Annotated in this window: 13 protein-coding genes; 8 read left to right on the top strand and 5 right to left on the bottom strand. The window is 48.2% G+C overall.

Going from position 1 to position 17,767, the window contains the following annotated elements; translation table 11 throughout:
- Positions 1–42 precede the first annotated feature (42 nt).
- The 3 genes from H6F77_RS23005 to grxC all read right to left on the bottom strand — a co-directional run bounded on the left by H6F77_RS23005 (position 43) and on the right by grxC (position 2,725).
- Complete coding sequence (locus H6F77_RS23005; protein ID WP_190491233.1) at positions 43–1,173, bottom strand: Gfo/Idh/MocA family protein; 1,131 nt, start codon at positions 1,171–1,173, stop codon at positions 43–45.
- Between the two features lie 126 nt (positions 1,174–1,299).
- A complete protein-coding gene (gene gshB, locus H6F77_RS23010) occupies positions 1,300–2,265 on the bottom strand; it encodes a glutathione synthase (RefSeq protein WP_190491234.1) in 966 nt (321 codons plus the stop codon).
- Positions 2,266–2,461: 196 nt separating this feature from the next.
- Positions 2,462–2,725 (bottom strand): glutaredoxin 3, encoded by a 264-nt coding sequence (gene grxC / locus H6F77_RS23015; protein WP_190491235.1) that lies wholly within the window; start codon positions 2,723–2,725, stop codon positions 2,462–2,464.
- A 909-nt stretch (positions 2,726–3,634) separates the two neighbouring features.
- Between grxC and H6F77_RS23020 the strand changes: the two genes are divergently transcribed.
- The 6 genes from H6F77_RS23020 (at position 3,635) to secA (ending at position 10,711) form a co-directional block, all read left to right on the top strand.
- Entirely contained in the window at positions 3,635–4,537 is a 903-nt protein-coding gene (locus H6F77_RS23020) for an MBL fold metallo-hydrolase (protein WP_190491282.1), read from the top strand.
- A 109-nt stretch (positions 4,538–4,646) separates the two neighbouring features.
- Positions 4,647–5,786, top strand: coding sequence for a bifunctional riboflavin kinase/FAD synthetase (locus H6F77_RS23025; protein ID WP_190491236.1), 1,140 nt, complete (start codon positions 4,647–4,649; stop codon positions 5,784–5,786).
- Positions 5,787–5,842: 56 nt separating this feature from the next.
- Positions 5,843–6,748, top strand: a complete 906-nt coding sequence (locus H6F77_RS23030) for an AAA family ATPase (RefSeq protein ID WP_190491237.1) — start codon at positions 5,843–5,845, stop codon at positions 6,746–6,748.
- A gap of 181 nt (positions 6,749–6,929) precedes the next feature.
- Positions 6,930–7,451: a diheme cytochrome C gene (locus H6F77_RS23035; protein ID WP_190491283.1), complete on the top strand. Its 522-nt coding sequence runs from the start codon at positions 6,930–6,932 to the stop codon at positions 7,449–7,451.
- Between the two features lie 37 nt (positions 7,452–7,488).
- A complete protein-coding gene (locus tag H6F77_RS28575) occupies positions 7,489–7,617 on the top strand; it encodes a hypothetical protein (protein WP_255515848.1) in 129 nt (42 codons plus the stop codon).
- 310 nt (positions 7,618–7,927) lie between these two features.
- On the top strand, positions 7,928–10,711 hold the full coding sequence (secA, locus tag H6F77_RS23040) for a preprotein translocase subunit SecA (protein WP_190491238.1): 2,784 nt from the start codon (positions 7,928–7,930) through the stop codon (positions 10,709–10,711).
- 204 nt (positions 10,712–10,915) lie between these two features.
- Here secA and H6F77_RS23045 read toward each other — a convergent pair whose 3' ends face one another.
- Positions 10,916–13,885 carry a sensor histidine kinase gene (locus H6F77_RS23045; RefSeq protein ID WP_190491239.1) on the bottom strand — a complete coding sequence of 990 codons (2,970 nt, stop codon included), beginning with the start codon at positions 13,883–13,885 and terminating at the stop codon, positions 10,916–10,918.
- 477 nt (positions 13,886–14,362) lie between these two features.
- Between H6F77_RS23045 and H6F77_RS23050 the strand changes: the two genes are divergently transcribed.
- Positions 14,363–15,502 carry a quinone-dependent dihydroorotate dehydrogenase gene (locus tag H6F77_RS23050; RefSeq protein WP_190491240.1) on the top strand — a complete coding sequence of 380 codons (1,140 nt, stop codon included), beginning with the start codon at positions 14,363–14,365 and terminating at the stop codon, positions 15,500–15,502.
- 80 nt (positions 15,503–15,582) lie between these two features.
- On the opposite strand, the gene H6F77_RS23055 is transcribed toward H6F77_RS23050, so the two are convergent.
- The gene (locus H6F77_RS23055; protein ID WP_190491241.1) at positions 15,583–16,770 is read right to left on the bottom strand and encodes a PAS domain S-box protein; all 1,188 of its coding nucleotides are present in this window, start codon (positions 16,768–16,770) and stop codon (positions 15,583–15,585) included.
- Between the two features lie 759 nt (positions 16,771–17,529).
- Here H6F77_RS23055 and H6F77_RS23060 point away from each other — a divergent pair.
- The gene (locus H6F77_RS23060) at positions 17,530–17,745 is read left to right on the top strand and encodes a hypothetical protein (RefSeq protein ID WP_190491242.1); all 216 of its coding nucleotides are present in this window, start codon (positions 17,530–17,532) and stop codon (positions 17,743–17,745) included.
- Positions 17,746–17,767: the final 22 nt, after the last annotated feature.

Here is a 17,767-nt window from a genome sequence, read left to right on the forward strand (position 1 = left end):
CACCAAATGTTCAAGCACTTGTTTCCAGGCTCAGCCTCGATTTTACGAACCACTAGCCAAATACTTATTCAATTCTGGCACATCTACCCAACTGTCTGTTTCATGCGATTGATGCGCTAAATCCATCAATAGCTGTGAGTAAACTCCCTCGCGCAGCGATGGTGTCATTGCAACACCACTATCGATACTTTGTACCCACTTGTCTACTAATCTAATAAACGGAGCAATGCGACCGTCAGCGTAACTTTGAGGAAAAATTAGACGATTGGGGATTTCTATTTCAGCTAGGGGTTTACCTGCGGGTGCTGCGCTTAGACGAAAACCATGAACGTAATCTTTTTGATTGTCGCTACCCAAAACTAAAGTGCCGCGATCGCCATATACTTCTACAAAATGGCCGCCCCCATGCACAACCGAACTGATGCAAATCTGACAAGGCGTTCCATCTGCCAACTGTAGCATCAACATACAAGTATCATCAGCATCGACAGGCTTCATTTCACCTGTTTTTGGATCTGGACGAGTGGGAATTGCTGTCGTCAACCTCGCGCACAATCGCCGCACGTCGCCAAACAACCAGCTAATATAATCAAAAGTATGAGAAGCCACTGCACCTAGCGCCCCGCCTCCTTGATCTTTTCGAGAATACCAGTTCCAAGGGCGCGATGCATCTGCACGAGACGGCACTAACCAATCAATTTTAATTAGGCGCTTTTGTCCTACATATCCTTCTGCCAAATATTCTGCAAATAGCTGCCATGCGGGGACAAAGCGAAATTCAAAATCCATCGCCGCCACGATGCCTTTATCTTGTGCTAGCTGGTACAGCAATCGCGCTTCTGATGCCGAGAGAGCCGTTGGTTTTTCTAATAACAAATGTTTCCCAGCTTGCACCACTGCCTTTGCCATGTCATAGTGCAAAAACGGCGGTGTAGATATGCTAACCGCCTGTACCTCCGGCAAGGATAATATTGCTTTTATACTATCGCAAGCATTCGGAATCTTATGGTCTTCAGCGATAGATTTAGCTTTATCTAAATCTTGATTATAAACAGCAACTACCTGAGTGCGTGGGTAATATTCAAAACCTGGAATATGGACTTTTTGACCAAATCCAGTACCTACAACTGCGATCCCAATTTTCGGCTGATTTATCTGTGATGAAGAAGGCATAGATTTAACTCAAAAATCGCCCTGAAAAATCGCTAATAGCATTAACTTAAAATTCTTAAGCGGTTGTCACCGCAGGGATTCAGTCCAGACTCCGGACTCCGGACTCCGGACTCCGGACTTTGTACCTCAGTGTTTCAACCGTGCCACCAATTCAACTACTTGTTCGCCCAACTTTGTGCCTTCTAGCCTATCAATTTCACGAATTCCAGTAGGACTGGTAACGTTAACTTCGGTAAGGTAGCCGCCGATAACATCAATGCCTACAAATATTAAGCCATCCTGTTGCAATGTCGGGGCTAATTGAGCGCAAATCTCGCGCTCTCGTTGGGTAATTTCAGTTTGAGCGACTCTGCCACCGACGGCCATATTGCCCCGAAATTCTTTGCCTGTGGGGATGCGATTCACAGCGCCAATCGGTTCGCCATTAAGCAAGATAATGCGTTTATCTCCTTCTTTTGCGGCTGGTAAATAAGTTTGAACCATGACGGGAAACTTACCTTGAAACGTACTGATTTCTATTAGAGAATTAAAGTTGCGATCGCTCGGATCTAGAAATAAAATTCCTTCCCCAGCTTTGCCGCCCAACGGCTTCAGAACTGCCGCCCCTTTTTCCTCCAAAAACTGCCTGATTACCAATTTATCTGCGCTGACAATTGTTTCTGGAATCGCTTCCTTAAACTGGAGCGCATACATTTTTTCATTGGCTGCCCGCAGTCCTTTAGGCGCGTTAACGACCAGCGTTTTTGCAGGATTAATATAGTCTAGGATGTAGGTTGCGTAAAGGTATGGAACCGTTACGGGGGGATCTGTCCGCATGAATACAGCATCCATGTACTCAAGCGGTTGCAAGACGCGATCGCCCACTTGATACCACTGAGCTGCTGCCATCCACCGCCCGTTATCCAGTTCCACAGGTGTCAAGCGAACAGGCTCCAAAATAGCCCAAGCTTGACCGTTCACTACACTCAACTTGTTAGCTTGAGTTATCCAAACCTCGCAACCCATATTTTGCGCGGCTTCCATCATAGCTACGCTGCTATCGTGAGTGGGGTCCAGCTGTTCGATGGGGTCAATGATAAACGCCAGTTTCACGGGTATTTTCCTCTATATCTTGCGGCGATCGCCTATGCGCGTTTCCTTACCCATTCTCTCAACACGCGCGCCAGCTGAGTATTAGCTAATAGGTAATTGAGCATTGAGCATTGGTCATTGGGAATAAGTAATCTGGAATTGGTGGTAATTGTCCCACTCTCCTCTACTCCCGTACTCCCCTGCTCCCACCGAGCTTCTAGCTGCCTTGCAGGAGTAAATCTAGCTGCCCTTTAGCGTCCAGAGCATGGATGTCATCGCAGCCGCCGACGTGGCTATCGTCAATGAAAATTTGTGGCACAGAGCGGCGTCCGTTGGAGCGTTGAGCCATTTTTGCCCTCGCCGCCTCATCACCATCAATGCTGTATTCGGTGTAGTCAACTCCCTTGCTGTCTAGTAAATCCTTGGCTCTGATGCAGAAGGGGCAAGTTCTCCAGGTGTAAATTTCAACTTTTGCGGACATAGGGCACTCTTAATATTAAGTAATCTTTCTTAAATTCTAGAATGCTCTAGGTGGGAAAAAACGGGTAGCGGAGTGGCGAGGCGATCGCAGTAGTCTGTAAGAGAGTGCCGAAGCAATGCGATCGCTCTAGGTGTGATTAATTAAATTCCTGATGATGAATAAGGTTTGCGGCTTTTGTGCGTTAGCCTTAAGTTACGATTTTCATGCATATTCCCTGAAGAACGCCTTCTATTGCAGTGAAGAGTATAAAGAACGCCTATATTAAATTATCAGGCAATTCTTCTTGCTGGCTGTGTTGCGTTTCGCGGCGCACTCGGAAGCAATTTAGCGGTTATTCACCTTAAAAGACAACGCAGTTTATTACTGCTACGTCTGTATTAGGTGCTGAAAGTGAGCCAAATCACAGGTCAACGTTGTTCCAGATGCCAGACGATTGTGAGATGAAACTGCTAACCTTTTTAAATTAATAGAAATATTGACGGTCCTTCTAGGCGCGGATACGTGTCTTGTAAGAGACAGGAACCAGGGTTGAAAACTTCCATACGCGAACGCTTCCCAACCTGTGAGGCATCTACAACCAGGCGTTGCGATCCCTAGCGAGGAATGCTCAAGTGTCACATAAGGGGGGTTGTTGCTTAAGACATCTTTCCGCGTTGGTCAACAAGCTCAACTTTCGTATACAGTGGATCGCAACAATAAGGCAAGAAAGCAACATACGCTATCTTGCCAGATTCAGGATACGTCGTGTGGCTGGAGAGCGATCGCCCCGATACCCGTCCATGCCGAAAACGGGTCGCCAGAGGCTTCGCTACTCAAAGCGACCGTCAAGCCTTGAATGGCACAAAATCTATCAAGAACCAATCAAAACTAACCGAACAACCGCAGCCCGGAATCCTACAGGCAACACCCATGTATAGCATGCAAAACCTATTTACGATTCACTTCTGGGGCGTCAGAGGAAGTATCGCCTCTCCAGGACCGGAAACAGTCCGGTATGGTGGCAATACACCTTGTGTTGAGATGCGTGTGGGTGGTGAACGCCTGATTTTCGATGGCGGCACCGGCCTGCGGGTCTTGGGGCAATCCTTGCTGTCGCAAATGCCCGTGGAAGCTAATATGTTCTTTACCCACTCGCATTGGGACCACATTCAGGGGTTCCCCTTCTTTGTCCCTGCTTTTATCAAAGGAAATCGCTTTAATATCTACGGAGTCGTTTCTCCCAACGGCGCGACGATCGAGGAACGCCTGCGCGACCAGATGCTCCATCCAAATTTTCCAGTTCCTTTACAGGTTATGGGAGCAGATCTAAACTTCTGTGACCTGCAAGTTGGGGAAAAAGTGCAAATTGGAGAGGTTATAATCGAAAACGCTTTGCTGAACCATCCTGGTGAAGCCGTAGGCTACCGCATCAACTGGCGCGGCTGTTCGGCTGCTTATGTCACGGATACAGAACACTACCCCGATAAGTTGGATGAAAATGTTCTGTGGCTCGCTCGCAATGCTGACGTTCTGATTATAGATTCCGCCTACACCGATGAAGAATACCATTCAGCGCGGTCTAGCAAGGTGGGCTGGGGACATTCGACCTGGGAGGAAGCTGTAAAAGTCGCCAAGGCAGCGAATGTGAAAAAACTGGTGATTTTCCACCACGACCCCCTGCACAATGATGATTTTCTCGATCGCGTCGGCACAGATGCAGTTAAAAAATTCCCCGATACAATTATGGCGAGGGAAGGGCTATCCATTCAGCTAGTACCACCCCTTACACCAATTCCCGAAGTATTGCCAGAAGCTGGTGTGTCTGCCCTGTGAAGCGATAATTGTCTTTTCAAGCTCAATAGTAAAAAAGCTGCCCCGGCAAATGGAGCACAAAGGACAGAAAGCTGAATTATGATTAGCTAAATGTGTCAAATTGTAAAGCGTGCGGGTAACATCGTCTCTTGAAACTGCTCTAACGCCAACTGCTGTTGCTCTGGGGAACTTTGATGGCGTACATCGCGGGCATCAACGGGTTGTACAACCCGTATTAAATGTATTGGCAAACCAAAAGCCGCTCTTATTGCCGCCTGATGTTTATTCGTGGGGTGGGAATATTGAGGGTGAAGTATTGCCCTCGAAAGGGGAAGGATTGGCACTAAGGTCGGGTGTCGGAAAAGGAAACGCCTATGCTACGGTGGTGACGTTTGATCCGCATCCACGCGAATTTTTTACAGGTATGCGTCGGACGCTATTGACACCGCTAGAGGAAAAGGTGGTGCAATTGCGATCGCTAGGGGTAGAGCAGTTGGTGCTACTGCCGTTTACCCGAGAACTGGCTTGCCTGAGTCCTAATGAGTTTGTGGAAAAGATTCTGGTACAGCAGCTACGATGCACTCTTATCAGCGTGGGAGACGATTTTCGCTTCGGGAAGGGACGAGCTGGCTCTTCAGCAGATCTGCAAGCGATCGCTGCCTCTTATGGCGTCGAAGTACTCATCATACCCCCGCTACTGTGTGAAGACGAACGCATCAGCAGCTCTTCCATCCGTCAGCACCTCTTACACGGAGACATACAAAAAGCCAACCGCCTGCTAGGACGACCCTACTCCCTAACTGGAATGGTCGTTAAGGGTCAACAACTAGGCACAAAGTTAGGCTTTCCCACCGCCAACCTCCAGCTGCCAAAAGAAAAATTTTTGCCCAGGCAGGGGGTCTACTGCGTTCGAGCTTTCATAGAAGATAGTCTGGAGAAAAATGACTGCCAAAGCGAAGATTCTTTCGTGAATGCAGAAATTGACCCAGCCATCAACATATCCCCCCTAGAAGTGAAATCTCCGCGCCTTTGTCCCATATCGGGCGTTATGAACATTGGCTATCGCCCAACAGTAGACGGTACCACTTCCACAGTAGAGGTTCACCTGTTAGATTGGTCTGGGGATTTATATGGAAAAACCATAACAGTCACCCTAGAAGAATTTTTGCGACCCGAACAAAAATTTTCTTCTCTAGACGCCCTAATCGCGCAAATTCAGGCAGACTGCACCGCAGCCAGAGCCTTTTTACAGAACTTGCGGCAGGTTTGAGGCGGCGTTACAGGCGATCTCAAGGGTAGTACGGCTAAGCATTAGGGAGGCATATTATGAGAGAAACTATAGATCAACTGACACAAAATCTGAGTCGTACTATTGTTGGTAAAGCCGAGGCAATCCGGCTAGTGCTAGTAGCTCTCCTTTCTGGCGGTCACGCCCTGCTCGAAGATGTACCGGGTGTCGGCAAAACCTTACTTGCTAAATCCTTAGCACGCTCTATTGACGGTGAGTTTAGACGCATACAATGCACGCCCGACCTGTTGCCAACAGATTTTACAGGTGTGAATTTTTGGCATCAGGGCAAACGCGAATTTGAATTTCTCCCAGGCCCCGTTTTTGCTAACGTCCTGCTAGCTGATGAAATTAACCGCGCCACCCCCCGCGCCCAGTCTGCTTTACTTGAAGTGATGGAAGAACGGCAAGTCACAGTTGATGGGGTTTCTCGCAACGTTCCCAATCCTTTTTTCGTCATCGCCACTCAGAACCCAATTGAGTATCAGGGCACGTTTCCTTTGCCAGAGGCACAAATGGATCGTTTTACCATATCCTTGAGCCTGGGCTATCCTACCGAAGCGGAAGAACTCCAGATGCTCCAACGGCTTCAAGATGGGGCGACAGTGGACGATCTAAAGCCTTGTATTTCTACCTCACAGGTGCAGGAACTCCGCCAGTTTTGTGGCAAGGTCAAAGTTGAGACATCTCTGCAACAGTACATACTGAACTTGGTGCGGGCAACGCGGGAAGATGAAGAAATCTCGCTTGGGGTCAGCCCTCGCGGTGCCGTCGCTTTGCAAAAAGCTACCCAGGCGTTAGCTTTTCTGGAAGGGCGGGATTATGCGATTCCGGACGATGTGAAGTTCCTGGCACCATCTGTGCTTTCTCATCGTCTTATTCCATCGGGTGGGCGTCGCTCTAAAACTATTGTTGAGCGGCTGCTTCGCTCGATTCCCGTATAGTTTTAGGTTTTAGCTTGAAGAATCGGGATTTGTTTGTCAGAGTTGAGAATCGAAGGGAGTTAGCCAGTCAGCCTTGAATCTAAAATTGCTTTTATCAAATCTAAAGTTCACTAAACGAGGGCGCAAACTGCTAGTTTTGTCTTTGTTACTTTTAGTCTGGAGTATTGTCCTGGGATGGGGCATGGCCCTGGCCTTGACAACCGGGGAACTCTCGGCTAAAACGAACTTGGGATTAGGGACGGGGGCAACGAACCAACCAAGTGCCAATACCCAATCGCTAATCGCTAATGCTCAATCCCCAACTTCTGGGACGGTCGATCCAGTTGCCAGTCGGTACCAACTGGGGGAACAACTTTATTTGGAAAACTGTAGCAGCTGCCACTTTGCTATACCCCCAGCTGTTTTTCCTACTGAAACTTGGCGGAATCTACTGCAAGATCAGGAGCATTATGGCAAGCAGTTACCGCTAATCACGGGTCCGTCTTTACTAATCATGTGGGATTACCTGCGGACTTTCTCCCGTCCGCAAGCTGAAAAAGAACCAATCCCTTATCGCGTTAGCAGTTCTCGCAATTTCAAAGCGCTGCATCCTAAAGTCAAACTGTCCCAACCTGCCAATATTGCCTCCTGCGTTACCTGTCACCCTGGTGCAGCAGCGTATAATTTCCGGCGCCTCGCCTCGGAATGGGAGAATGCTCCCTAACTAATGCGTTTGGTAATTAGCAACTGGCAATTGGTTATTGAGAACAAAGATAGAACAAGGGCATCACGCCAACTACAAACTAATTGGCGTGATGCCCGTACCGCTCGGTCTGAGTGGAAATGATACGATAATTAACAAGTCAAAAGGCAACTATGCTAGAAGCTAGTTAGGGGAGAAGCATTGCGGGCTAATATTTCTGCCTAAAAACTGCAAATTTTTTTAACGTAATGCTTCACCCTTAAAACAATTTTTCTTCTGGTTACATTCCAGTTTTTACAATTTTCTAGTCTCAGCAGCCCTATAGACCCTACAAGAAGTAATAAAGTAAAAAGTAAAAAGTAAAAAGAAAGAGAAAAAGCTAAAAAATTCTTTTTTTTACATTTTGCTTTTTGCTCTCGTTCCTCAGACGCACAGGGGCATCGCCCCTATGTCTGGGAATGCATTTGACACCACCTAGTCCCTAGTCCATAACTGTTATGTTGAAAAATTTACTGGGCGACCCCAACGCGCGCAAGCTAAAAAAATTCCAGCCTTATGTTGCAGATATTAACGTCCTGGAGGATGAGATCCGGGCGCTGTCTGACGAGCAGCTCAAGGGCAAGACAGCAGAATTTAAACAGCGGCTGGACAAAGCCACCAACGATAGAGAAATAGCGGAGATTTTGGATGATATCCTTCCAGAAGCCTTCGCCACAGTGCGGGAAGCGGGACGGCGAGTTTTGGGAATGCGCCACTTTGATGTCCAGTTGTTGGGTGGAATAATCCTGCACAAAGGACAAATTGCCGAGATGAAAACGGGTGAAGGAAAAACCCTTGTGGCAACTCTACCGTCATATCTAAATGCTCTCAAAGGCAGGGGAGTGCATGTTGTTACGGTTAACGATTACCTAGCAAGACGCGATGCCGAATGGATGGGTCAAGTGCATCGCTTCTTAGGCTTGAGCGTCGGACTGCTACAGCAAGGAATGGGGCCAAACGAGCGCAAGAAAAATTATGACTGCGATATAACCTACTGTACGAATAGCGAGTTAGGGTTTGACTATCTGCGCGACAACATGGCCACTTCGATGGACGAAGTGGTGCAACGGCCTTTTAATTACTGCATCATTGACGAGGTAGACTCGGTATTGATTGATGAAGCGCGGACGCCTCTAATTATCTCTGGACAGTTGGAGCGCCCAACAGAGAAGTATATGCAGGCGGCAGAGATAGCGCTTTCTCTGAAAGCTGAGGAACATTACGAGGTGGATGAAAAGGCTCGAAATGTTCTGATGACAGATGAGGGGTTTGCTTATGCAGAAGAGTTGCTTGGGGTGCGAGATTTATATAACCCAGAAGATCCTTGGGCGCATTATATTTTTAATGCGATTAAGGCTAAAGAATTGTTTGTTAAAGATGTAACGTATATCGTCCGCAATGATGAAGTGGTAATTGTGGATGAGTTTACAGGTCGGGTGCTACCCGGTCGTCGCTGGAGTGATGGTCTGCATCAGGCGATTGAAGCAAAAGAACACGTCGAAATCCAAAACGAGACGCAGACGCTAGCAACTATTACTTACCAAAATTTCTTTTTGCTGTATCCGAAGTTGGGAGGAATGACCGGGACGGCAAAGACGGAAGAGGTGGAACTCGAAAAGATATATAAGGTTGAGGTGACGGTCGCGCCGACGAATAAGCGCAGGGCGCGGGTAGATTTGCCGGATGTGGTTTACAAGACCGAGGCTGCAAAGTGGCAGGCGGTGGCGGAAGAGTGTGCCGAGATGCACGGTGTTGGGAGACCAGTCTTGGTGGGGACTACGAGTGTGGAAAAGTCGGAATTGTTGTCGAGGCTGTTGAGCGATCGCAACATTCCCCACAATTTGCTTAATGCTCGTCCGGAAAATGTAGAGCGCGAGTCAGAAATTGTCGCTCAGGCTGGTCGCAAAGGTGCGGTGACGATCGCGACAAACATGGCTGGTCGCGGTACGGATATTATTTTGGGCGGAAATGGAGACTACATGGCGCGGCTGAAAGTGCGCGAGTTTTTTATGCCCAAGATCGTTCAGCCAGAGGAGCAAGAAAGCCTGGTCAGCGTGAAGGTTCCAGACCGGGCACCAGCGCAGGGATTTGTTCCAGGCAAGAAAGGGAAAAGCTGGAGGGTGACGCCGGGAATTTTTCCGACGGAGTTACCTCGCGAGTTGGAACAACAACTGAAGGCGGTGGTAGATTTATCCGTGCAGCGTTGGGGTTTGCAGAGCTTGCCAGAATTGGAGGCAGAGGAGATATTAGCGATCGCTGCCGAAAATGCCCCGACGGATGACGAAACGATTCAAAACCTGCGGCAGGTACTCCGGGCAGTAAAGAGTAAATACGAAGAATTTACAGACAAAGAACATGAAGAAGTAGTAAGTCTTGGCGGGCTGCACGTCATCGGTACAGAGCGTCACGAGTCGCGACGTATTGACAACCAACTCCGGGGGCGTGCGGGACGGCAGGGAGACCCAGGTTCAACCAAGTTTTTCTTGAGTTTAGAAGATAACTTGTTGCGGATATTTGGGGGCGATCGCGTCAAGGGTTTGATGGAGATGTTCAAAGTCGAAGAAGATATGCCCATTGAATCCGGCATGCTCACCCGCTCCCTCGAAGGCGCACAGAAAAAGGTAGAAACCTACTACTACGACATCCGCAAACAGGTGTTTGAATATGACGAGGTGATGAACAACCAGCGTCGCGCAATTTACGCCGAACGGCGGCGGGTCCTCGAAGGTCAGGACTTGAAGGAGCAGGTAATTGCCTACGCGGAAAAGACGATGGATGACATCGTAGATGCCTACGTCAACCCAGACTTGCCACCCGAAGAGTGGGGATTGGACAAGGTGGTGGAGAAGGTGAAGGAATTTGTCGTGTTATTGGCAGATTTGGAGCCAGCCCACTTAGAGGATATGACAGTAGGGGAAATCAAAACCTTTTTGCACGAAGAGGTGCGTAAAGCCTACGACATCAAGGAAAATTTGGTCGATCAGATCAAGCCAGGTTTGATGCGACAAGCAGAGCGGTTCTTTATTTTGCAGCAAATTGACACGCTTTGGCGCGAACATTTGCAAGGGATGGATGGCCTGCGCGAGTCCGTCGGGCTGCGCGGCTACGGGCAAAAAGACCCGCTGATCGAGTATAAGCAGGAAGGTTATGAGATGTTTCTGGATATGATGACAGACATCCGCCGCAATGTGGTGTACTCGCTGTTCCAGTTCCAGCCACAGATGCAACCGCAAACTGTCTAAACCGCTTCGGAATAATGGTGAGTGTTGTGTTAAATTGCCCAACACTCACTATTCAACAATCTTCGAGTTGTAGGTTGGCATTAGCGCGAATCGAGCTAACAACAAACAACTTAAAACTCAAAAATCGATTTAATTTTGTTGACGCTGAGAAATTCCCGGTGTCGCAGAAGCATTAAGCCTTAAGTGGACTAAACTGTAACGCTTCTATTCGCTTTTCGTGGTAAGTAGCAACAAGCGAGTGATAAGGTGGCCATTTTCTAAATGGTAGAACTGAACTTCGCCTCCCCAAGACCGCAACACTCGTTGGCAGATCTTCAGGTGCAGACTTGGCGGCTCGAGAAGGGGTGAAGAAGGTAGAGCCTCGCGGATGTCTCCCCGTTGGAGAGCAGTGAGGAGGTTAAGGTCAATAAGTCCGTTGTCAGTAATTAACAGTTCTAATCGTGACTTACCGACTTGCTGACTTGCAGCCTCGGGAGTTCGGTTCTCCAGACACCATATATCAATCCGACCTCCGGGCTTAGTATTTGTGCAAGAAAATAACAGCAGTTCAAAGAAGACACATTCGAGTTTAAGGCGATCGCCATAAACGCTAAAATTGCCTGGATTATGAATTCTAGCTAGTTGTTGGCGTCCGGTCGTCAAACTCTCAACCAGACGCAGCGATCGCTTCAGCAAATTTGCCAAAGGCACGCTTTCGGCATTAGTCGCAAATGGGACATCATTTAGCAGCGGGCTGAGGGTAGCAAGGGTATTTTCCAACTGGTGCAGCAATTGTGACGAGCGCATACGTCGCAATGGTTGATCGTTGGTGGCAGAATTAGCCTCTCCTGGCGAGGGGCGCGTGCTGTGGGAGATATTAGTTGTTCTCATCTGCTCGCCTCCCTTGGTGCTTTGATCGCCTGCCAACTTACTCCCCTGCTGCCCTGGAACATCGCGATCCAGTTCCAGAAGACGACTTACACTAATAGCCACAGTCTGATGGAAAGCTTGCAAGCATCGATGTTTGAACCAGTTCAGCTCTTCGAGTGTCGAAACTTCGGCCACGCTCACCGAACTCAAATGCAGATAGTGGCGAAAGTGAGAGAACTGGCGCACCAAGGTTTCTAGAACTGGGAAGAGGTGGCGGGGCCATTTACGCCCAGCGCGATCAGCTAGTAATATCGCTGCTTTCAAGGGGTACTTATTTTGAGTTAACTGTGGAATTACCACTCCTAACTCATCACTTACTTCAGCGGGTATATCGACAGCGAAAACTACAATTTCACCAATGCCTGATGCCCTCTGCACCCACTCTCGCGTACTATTTGGTAGAGCTGCAAGCGGGCGGCAGATGGGAGAGCGGGTTTTTATTGCTTCTTGAATCAGAGCATCCCTGTCCGGGTGGATGGTGAGAGTACCGGGAAGGCGTAGAGAAGAATCTGTAACCACTTGGTTGACAGTAGCCTTTGATTCACCTGAAGTCCAGGTGAGGATGGCAACTTGGGGACAAGAAAGCAAAGAGGCCAAATATTCCATCCAGCCACGATCGAAACCTTGCGGCGATCGCGGCAGTGACAGGAGAGTATTTAAACCCTCCATAAGAGAAGAGTAGGCAATACTTTCGAGTTCTCCAGTCTCGCTGGCAGCCAAGCCGTGCAGGAGCATACCAATTTGTTTAGCAGCAACACTTACAAGCTTGCGATCGCTCACGCTCCAAGTTCGCGGCTGCGATAAACCAATAACCAACAGACCTATAGGCTGGACGTTACCGCAACGACATACTAAGAGCGATCGCACCCCTAAAGGTATCAGCAAACTACCCCACAAACTCTTAAAACGCTCATCGTCTTCCCAATCTTCTATCGCCACCAACTTATAAGCTGATTCCTCTAGCAGTCGGCGATGGTCGGCGCCAAGCGGTTCTGGGGGAGAAGCTACAGGACGGCGGTTGAGCGGTTGCTGCTGGTAAACAATATTAAATGCACCCTCCCTGTCTTCTTGGAGCAACAAAAAGCGTTCGGCACCCAACCGCTCAAGGAGGGCGATCGCGCACTCCTTCAGCGCCCCCTGAGCATTGTCGTTGTCGCTAATGGCAGCAGCAATTTCTTGCATTATCAGGTTGTCCCGTTCCATTTGCCCAATCGCCGTTTCCACATCCTCGCTTCCTGCCACCAATGCCACCATCCCGGCAGCAGCGCGGACGTAATTTTTCTCCGCCTCTTCCCAGATCCGGGCTTCATTCCCTTCCACAGCCAGAAACCCCACCAGTTCCTCTCGCACTGTTATAGGCGCTGCTAGCACAGACCTAGCCCGCAGCTTTGAGAGCAACCGCCCCGTACTCTCAGCCTTGAGGGGACTTCTGCCAGCGCCAATAGTAATTAGCCTACCTTCACAAAGAGCCTGGTAGAAGTCGTAGACTTCAAGCACTAGCAGTCCAGAGGCACTGTTTGAGTTTGCCAAACCCCTCACCATTTGCCGATTGCCTGCCCGATGCCAGAAATAGCGTCGCTCTGAGTTATACCAATAAATACTGGTGCGCGTGGGGGCTACAAATTTCTGAGTGGTCGTACACACCGCCTCCAGCCTTTGCTGCATGGTGGGTAGGTGCAGCATCTGGTCGAGGATCTCGAACATCGGCTGGTCTGGGCGCTTGGTCGAAGAGCGCTGCCAGTCTACTTCAATTTGATACAGTGCGGCTGCCAATCCCCCAAACAACACCGATAGTTGGGCTTTTTCCGCCGCACGGGGAGAAACGCCCCACAAGTGCGACCCAAGCAGGGCGACGCCAAAACAGCGGTCTTTGCAACGCAACGGGAACAGCAACGTGCCCTGAATGCCAAATTGTTGAGCTGCCCGACGCCATTCGCCAGCACGTACTTCTTCGCTTAAGTTCGGTATGCCAACTGGTCGCTGCTGGATCACTACTTGTTCGAGCAAGTCACCTGGATTTAGGAAAAACTTCTGCTTGAGAAAAGAGGTGTCGCCAGTGGGGGTGACACCTCCTTTGCCAAACAAACGGTGATCTAAGCGATCGTAAAGACCAATCCAAAGCAGGCGATATTGAAATTCTGCTTGGAGATAAGTTAGGGTCGTTTCGATGAGAACGTCGGCATTCTCCTCTTCCCGTAGGGTTTGAAGTACGCGCCCCAGGGCAACAATTTGTTTTTCTTCAGAAGGTAGTTGGTGCTCACCCATTTTATGAAATCGGCGGTTGAAGAGAGAGAGTGCTTAGACCCGAAGATAGCTTTATTATGTAGTTTGGGGAAAAACTAGGCAGAGTATTGGTTTGATAAACTAATCGCTGTCTAATTAACAGTATTTTTTTGCCCCAGGTTAGCTGCACAAAAGGGTGGACACAGGTTAAACATAAGCACAAGGCTTGAAAGATAATCTGCCCAACTAAACTCACCTATAACAGGGCACGCTTGGTGCGGCAAGCGAAACCATTGGTTTTTTGGTAGGTAAAAGTCAAAATTTTTGCCCCCTCACTTTATTGTCACCTGCTGACGCACGGGTAATCCCTTTTTAATATTGAATGTTTCTAGCTTTTTTGGCTTGGGGGTAGTGTTCTTTCGCTATCATCCCTAATCCCCAAAGAGGGTTCCTTGTTCAAGGGTTATTCATCCCTACAATAAACAAGGAACAATCAAAAACCACCAAATAACAATAAGCGTGGATATTTATCAACTTGGTATTCGTCCCTTACTGTTCTCTGGATTGAATGCCGATCCAGAATGGTTGCATCAACAGACTCTGCAAATTCTGGGCGCCCTTTCGCAGAAGCCTGCGAGTTACCCCCCTACTAGCTGGGTTCTAGCACAATTACAACAATCTTGCTGTTTAACAGATTCATCTCTGGAACAAACTCTGTGGGGGCTAAAATTCCCCAATCCACTTGGGTTAGCCGCAGGGTTTGATAAGGATGGCGTTGCTGCTAGCATTTGGCAGCGCTTGGGCTTTGGCTTTGCAGAACTCGGTACGGTGACATTCCAGCCACAACCAGGCAATTCTCGTCCTCGCTTGTTTCGCTTGCCAAGCGACAAAGCAGCCCTCAACCGGATGGGATTTAACAATCAAGGGGCAGTTGCGATGGCAGCAAGGTTGTTGGCGAATGGTGGAGAGCTACCAGAGGCGACCGACTCCGGACTAATTGGCATTAATCTGGGTAAATCTAAGATAACCCCAATAGAAGAAGCTGCTGCTGACTATTTAGGAAGTTTTCGACTTCTGAAGGATTTGGGAAACTATTTTGTGGTTAACGTTAGTTCACCCAATACTCCGGGGTTGCGTAGTCTCCAGTCTAGCGATCAGTTGAGTTTGATTTTAGACGCACTGCAACAGGAAAACACTTCACACAAGCCGCTTTTAGTTAAGATAGCGCCAGATTTAGAGTACAGCGCGATCGCGGACATCCTAGACCTAGCCAAAACATACCAGCTAGCAGGGATTATCGCTACCAACACTACTATCAGCCGCGATGGACTAAAAACTCAGGTGATTCCCCAAACTGGCAAACCTATAACCGAAGAAGCTGGCGGAATTAGCGGTGCGCCACTGAGAGATCGTTCCACTGAAGTAATTCGCTTTATATGGCGAGAAACCAAAGGTCAACTGCCCATTATTGGCGTTGGGGGTATTTTTACAGCTGAAGATGCTTGGGAGAAAATTACAGCAGGGGCTAGTTTGATTCAAGTCTACACGGGCTGGGTTTACGAAGGCCCCTGGATGGTGCGCCGCATTTTACAAGGCCTAGTACAAAAGTTAGAGGAACGGGGATTAAACTCTATTTCTGAGGCTGTCGGGAATGGGTAATTGGGGATATATGCGATGGGTGATTTGCTAAATGCTTAGCAATGACCGATGCCCAATGCCCAATAACCAATTACTAATGCCTAAAAGTCCTTCTCAAAAACCTCATCTCTCAGAACAATGTGGTGCTTGGAGTCTAAGATAATTATCCCTCGTTGCTGTAGACTACTCAGCAATCGCGTGATCGTCACCCTAGTAGTGCAGCAGGCATTAGCTAAGTCCTGATGAGTTAGGCGAATGTTCAGCCTCGTTCCTGCGGCGTGGGGTTCACCAATTTCCTGTTTCAGGAGCCGCAATAGATGTTGCAAACGGTCTCTAACTCGTCGATGCCCGGAAATAGCTAAAAGGGATTCTGTCTGTCGCAATCGCTGGTTAACTTGATTAAAAAGCATCTGCGTCAGAGCAGGGGAGGCTGTTATCTCTGCTTGGGAAACTGATGCTAGCTCGACATCAGAAAAGGCTATAGCTTGGAAGGTTTGTAGCTGTGTAAGACTGTGCCCGAAAGGCATCCCCGGCCCTGCCAGACCCACAAGCACTTCTTCACCATTGTCAGCAAGCGTACTCAGTTTCACCAGTCCCTGGCAGACTAGCCAAATACAATGGGGTTGCAGGGGTACTATCTCTCCCTTAGCATAAATATGGATTTGGCGATTCTGGCGCAAATCGTAGTTAATACTGTCTAGGGCCTGCTGCTTGCGCTTGCGATCGCTAATGTCGCGCACCAGCCAGCGCAGCGTCAGCGCCTTGCCTTTGGCATTGCAGCCAGCAGCTATTGTTACGGCTGCATAAAAAGCCTCGCCGTTTCGCGGCTCTAACCGCAATTCCCACTCCTGTGGCGATCGCTCTTGCTGCTGCCGTCGTGACATTTCGTAACGAAAGAGCTGGCGATCTTCTGGACTGACAAAGGTGATTGCTGGTTTGCCTACCAGAAACTTTTGCGACACGTTGAAAAGTCCCGCAGCGGCACGATTTCCCTCTAGTATTACCCCTTCGGGATCGGTCACGAGGTAGGCGTCGGGCGCGAACTCAAACAAATCCTTGTAGCGCTGACGTTCTGCTTCCAGCTCTTGACGGATAGCAATTAGTTCGTCATTCTGCGCCCGTAGCTCTTCTACAGCTACGTTCAGTTCTTCGGAGACAACGCCCAGCTCTTTGAAGGCTACTGGCAAAAGTTCTGGCGGTGGCTCTAACTCTGCGATCGCTCCTTTGTAGAGTTCGGCCAGACGATAGTTCATCCCCTCTATCTGTTGAAAAAATATGTCTGCGTTCACCTCAGCTCTCCAACTCTCGTACTAACTACTGAAGGATAGCTAACTTTCTATCTAATGCACGATAAATAAATTGTTAGATTTTGTAAACAGCGCCGTACAAATTATTACTACACCAACCTTTCCCACAAAAAAAATAATGCTCTTTTTGCGGGCGCTTTTAGGATAATTTTACAATTTTTCAGCCACGTCTTCCCCCTAATTGTATATTTGATTACTTCTTTTCTTAACACTCAACGCTCTTAAACTAACTAAGTCGTCTAGTGGTTGTTCAAGCTCGCGCTCAATACTACAAGGCTCCCACAAGACAGGGAGTTTTTTGGGCTTGGGGTGTTGGGGATACTTAAATTGTAAATTTTTCTTCCAAAGGCCTAAAAAGCTCTTGCTGCAAACAGCTTAGGAAAAATAGGGTTTGCCGCGATCGCCATTTGGTATGGAAATTTCATCTGTAGCTCACACTCTTGTATACGCGATCGCACATTGAGTTAACATTATGCCCATTCGTCAGGTAGAAGTTAAGGAAAACCGAAACAGTTATTCTTGCTTACTAAGGACAACAGCTCAATGGCAATCTCCTGTGGGAGCTTCTAAGCGGGAAGTAAAATAGCGATTACTGTCTATCGTTGTAATATATTCCGCCCCTGAAACTCCCATTTTATCTCTTAGCAGGTATTTATAAATTCGGCTGTTATCTCCAGTTAGTTTATTTTTATTTATTCGTGATATTTTAATATTGATAAACTCAATAGCGAGATAAAATTTATGCCAAAGTATCAGTTTCATGATGAAATAAGCCTAGCAGAAACAGCCGAAGAATTGGGTAAAAAAGCTATGTCGTTAGGGCTTATACCTAGCTTCGTAGTACGCTTTTTCCCAGATAGCAGGCAATTCTACATACCTAATGAAAATGAATCAGAGCCTCTTACACCAGAAGAAGCCTACCTACGTTTGAAAAAATTAGTTGAAGAAGCAGGCTAATAAGACTTTTAAATATTATAAA

Origin of the sequence: Microcoleus sp. FACHB-831, from assembly GCF_014695585.1 — a bacterium.
GTDB lineage: Bacteria > Cyanobacteriota > Cyanobacteriia > Cyanobacteriales > FACHB-T130 > FACHB-831.

Bases quoted from the DNA above. Each gene is read 5' to 3' on its own strand.
- H6F77_RS23035 (WP_190491283.1), top strand. From the start codon at position 6,930: ATGGCCCTGGCCTTGACAACCGGGGAACTCTCGGCTAAAACGAACTTG.
- secA (WP_190491238.1), top strand. From the start codon at position 7,928: ATGTTGAAAAATTTACTGGGCGACCCCAACGCGCGCAAGCTAAAAAAA.
- H6F77_RS23020 (WP_190491282.1), top strand. From the start codon at position 3,635: ATGTATAGCATGCAAAACCTATTTACGATTCACTTCTGGGGCGTCAGA.
- H6F77_RS23045 (WP_190491239.1), bottom strand. From the start codon at position 13,885: ATGGGTGAGCACCAACTACCTTCTGAAGAAAAACAAATTGTTGCCCTG.
- grxC (WP_190491235.1), bottom strand. From the start codon at position 2,725: ATGTCCGCAAAAGTTGAAATTTACACCTGGAGAACTTGCCCCTTCTGC.
- H6F77_RS23030 (WP_190491237.1), top strand. From the start codon at position 5,843: ATGAGAGAAACTATAGATCAACTGACACAAAATCTGAGTCGTACTATT.
- H6F77_RS23060 (WP_190491242.1), top strand. From the start codon at position 17,530: ATGCCAAAGTATCAGTTTCATGATGAAATAAGCCTAGCAGAAACAGCC.
- H6F77_RS23005 (WP_190491233.1), bottom strand. From the start codon at position 1,173: ATGCCTTCTTCATCACAGATAAATCAGCCGAAAATTGGGATCGCAGTT.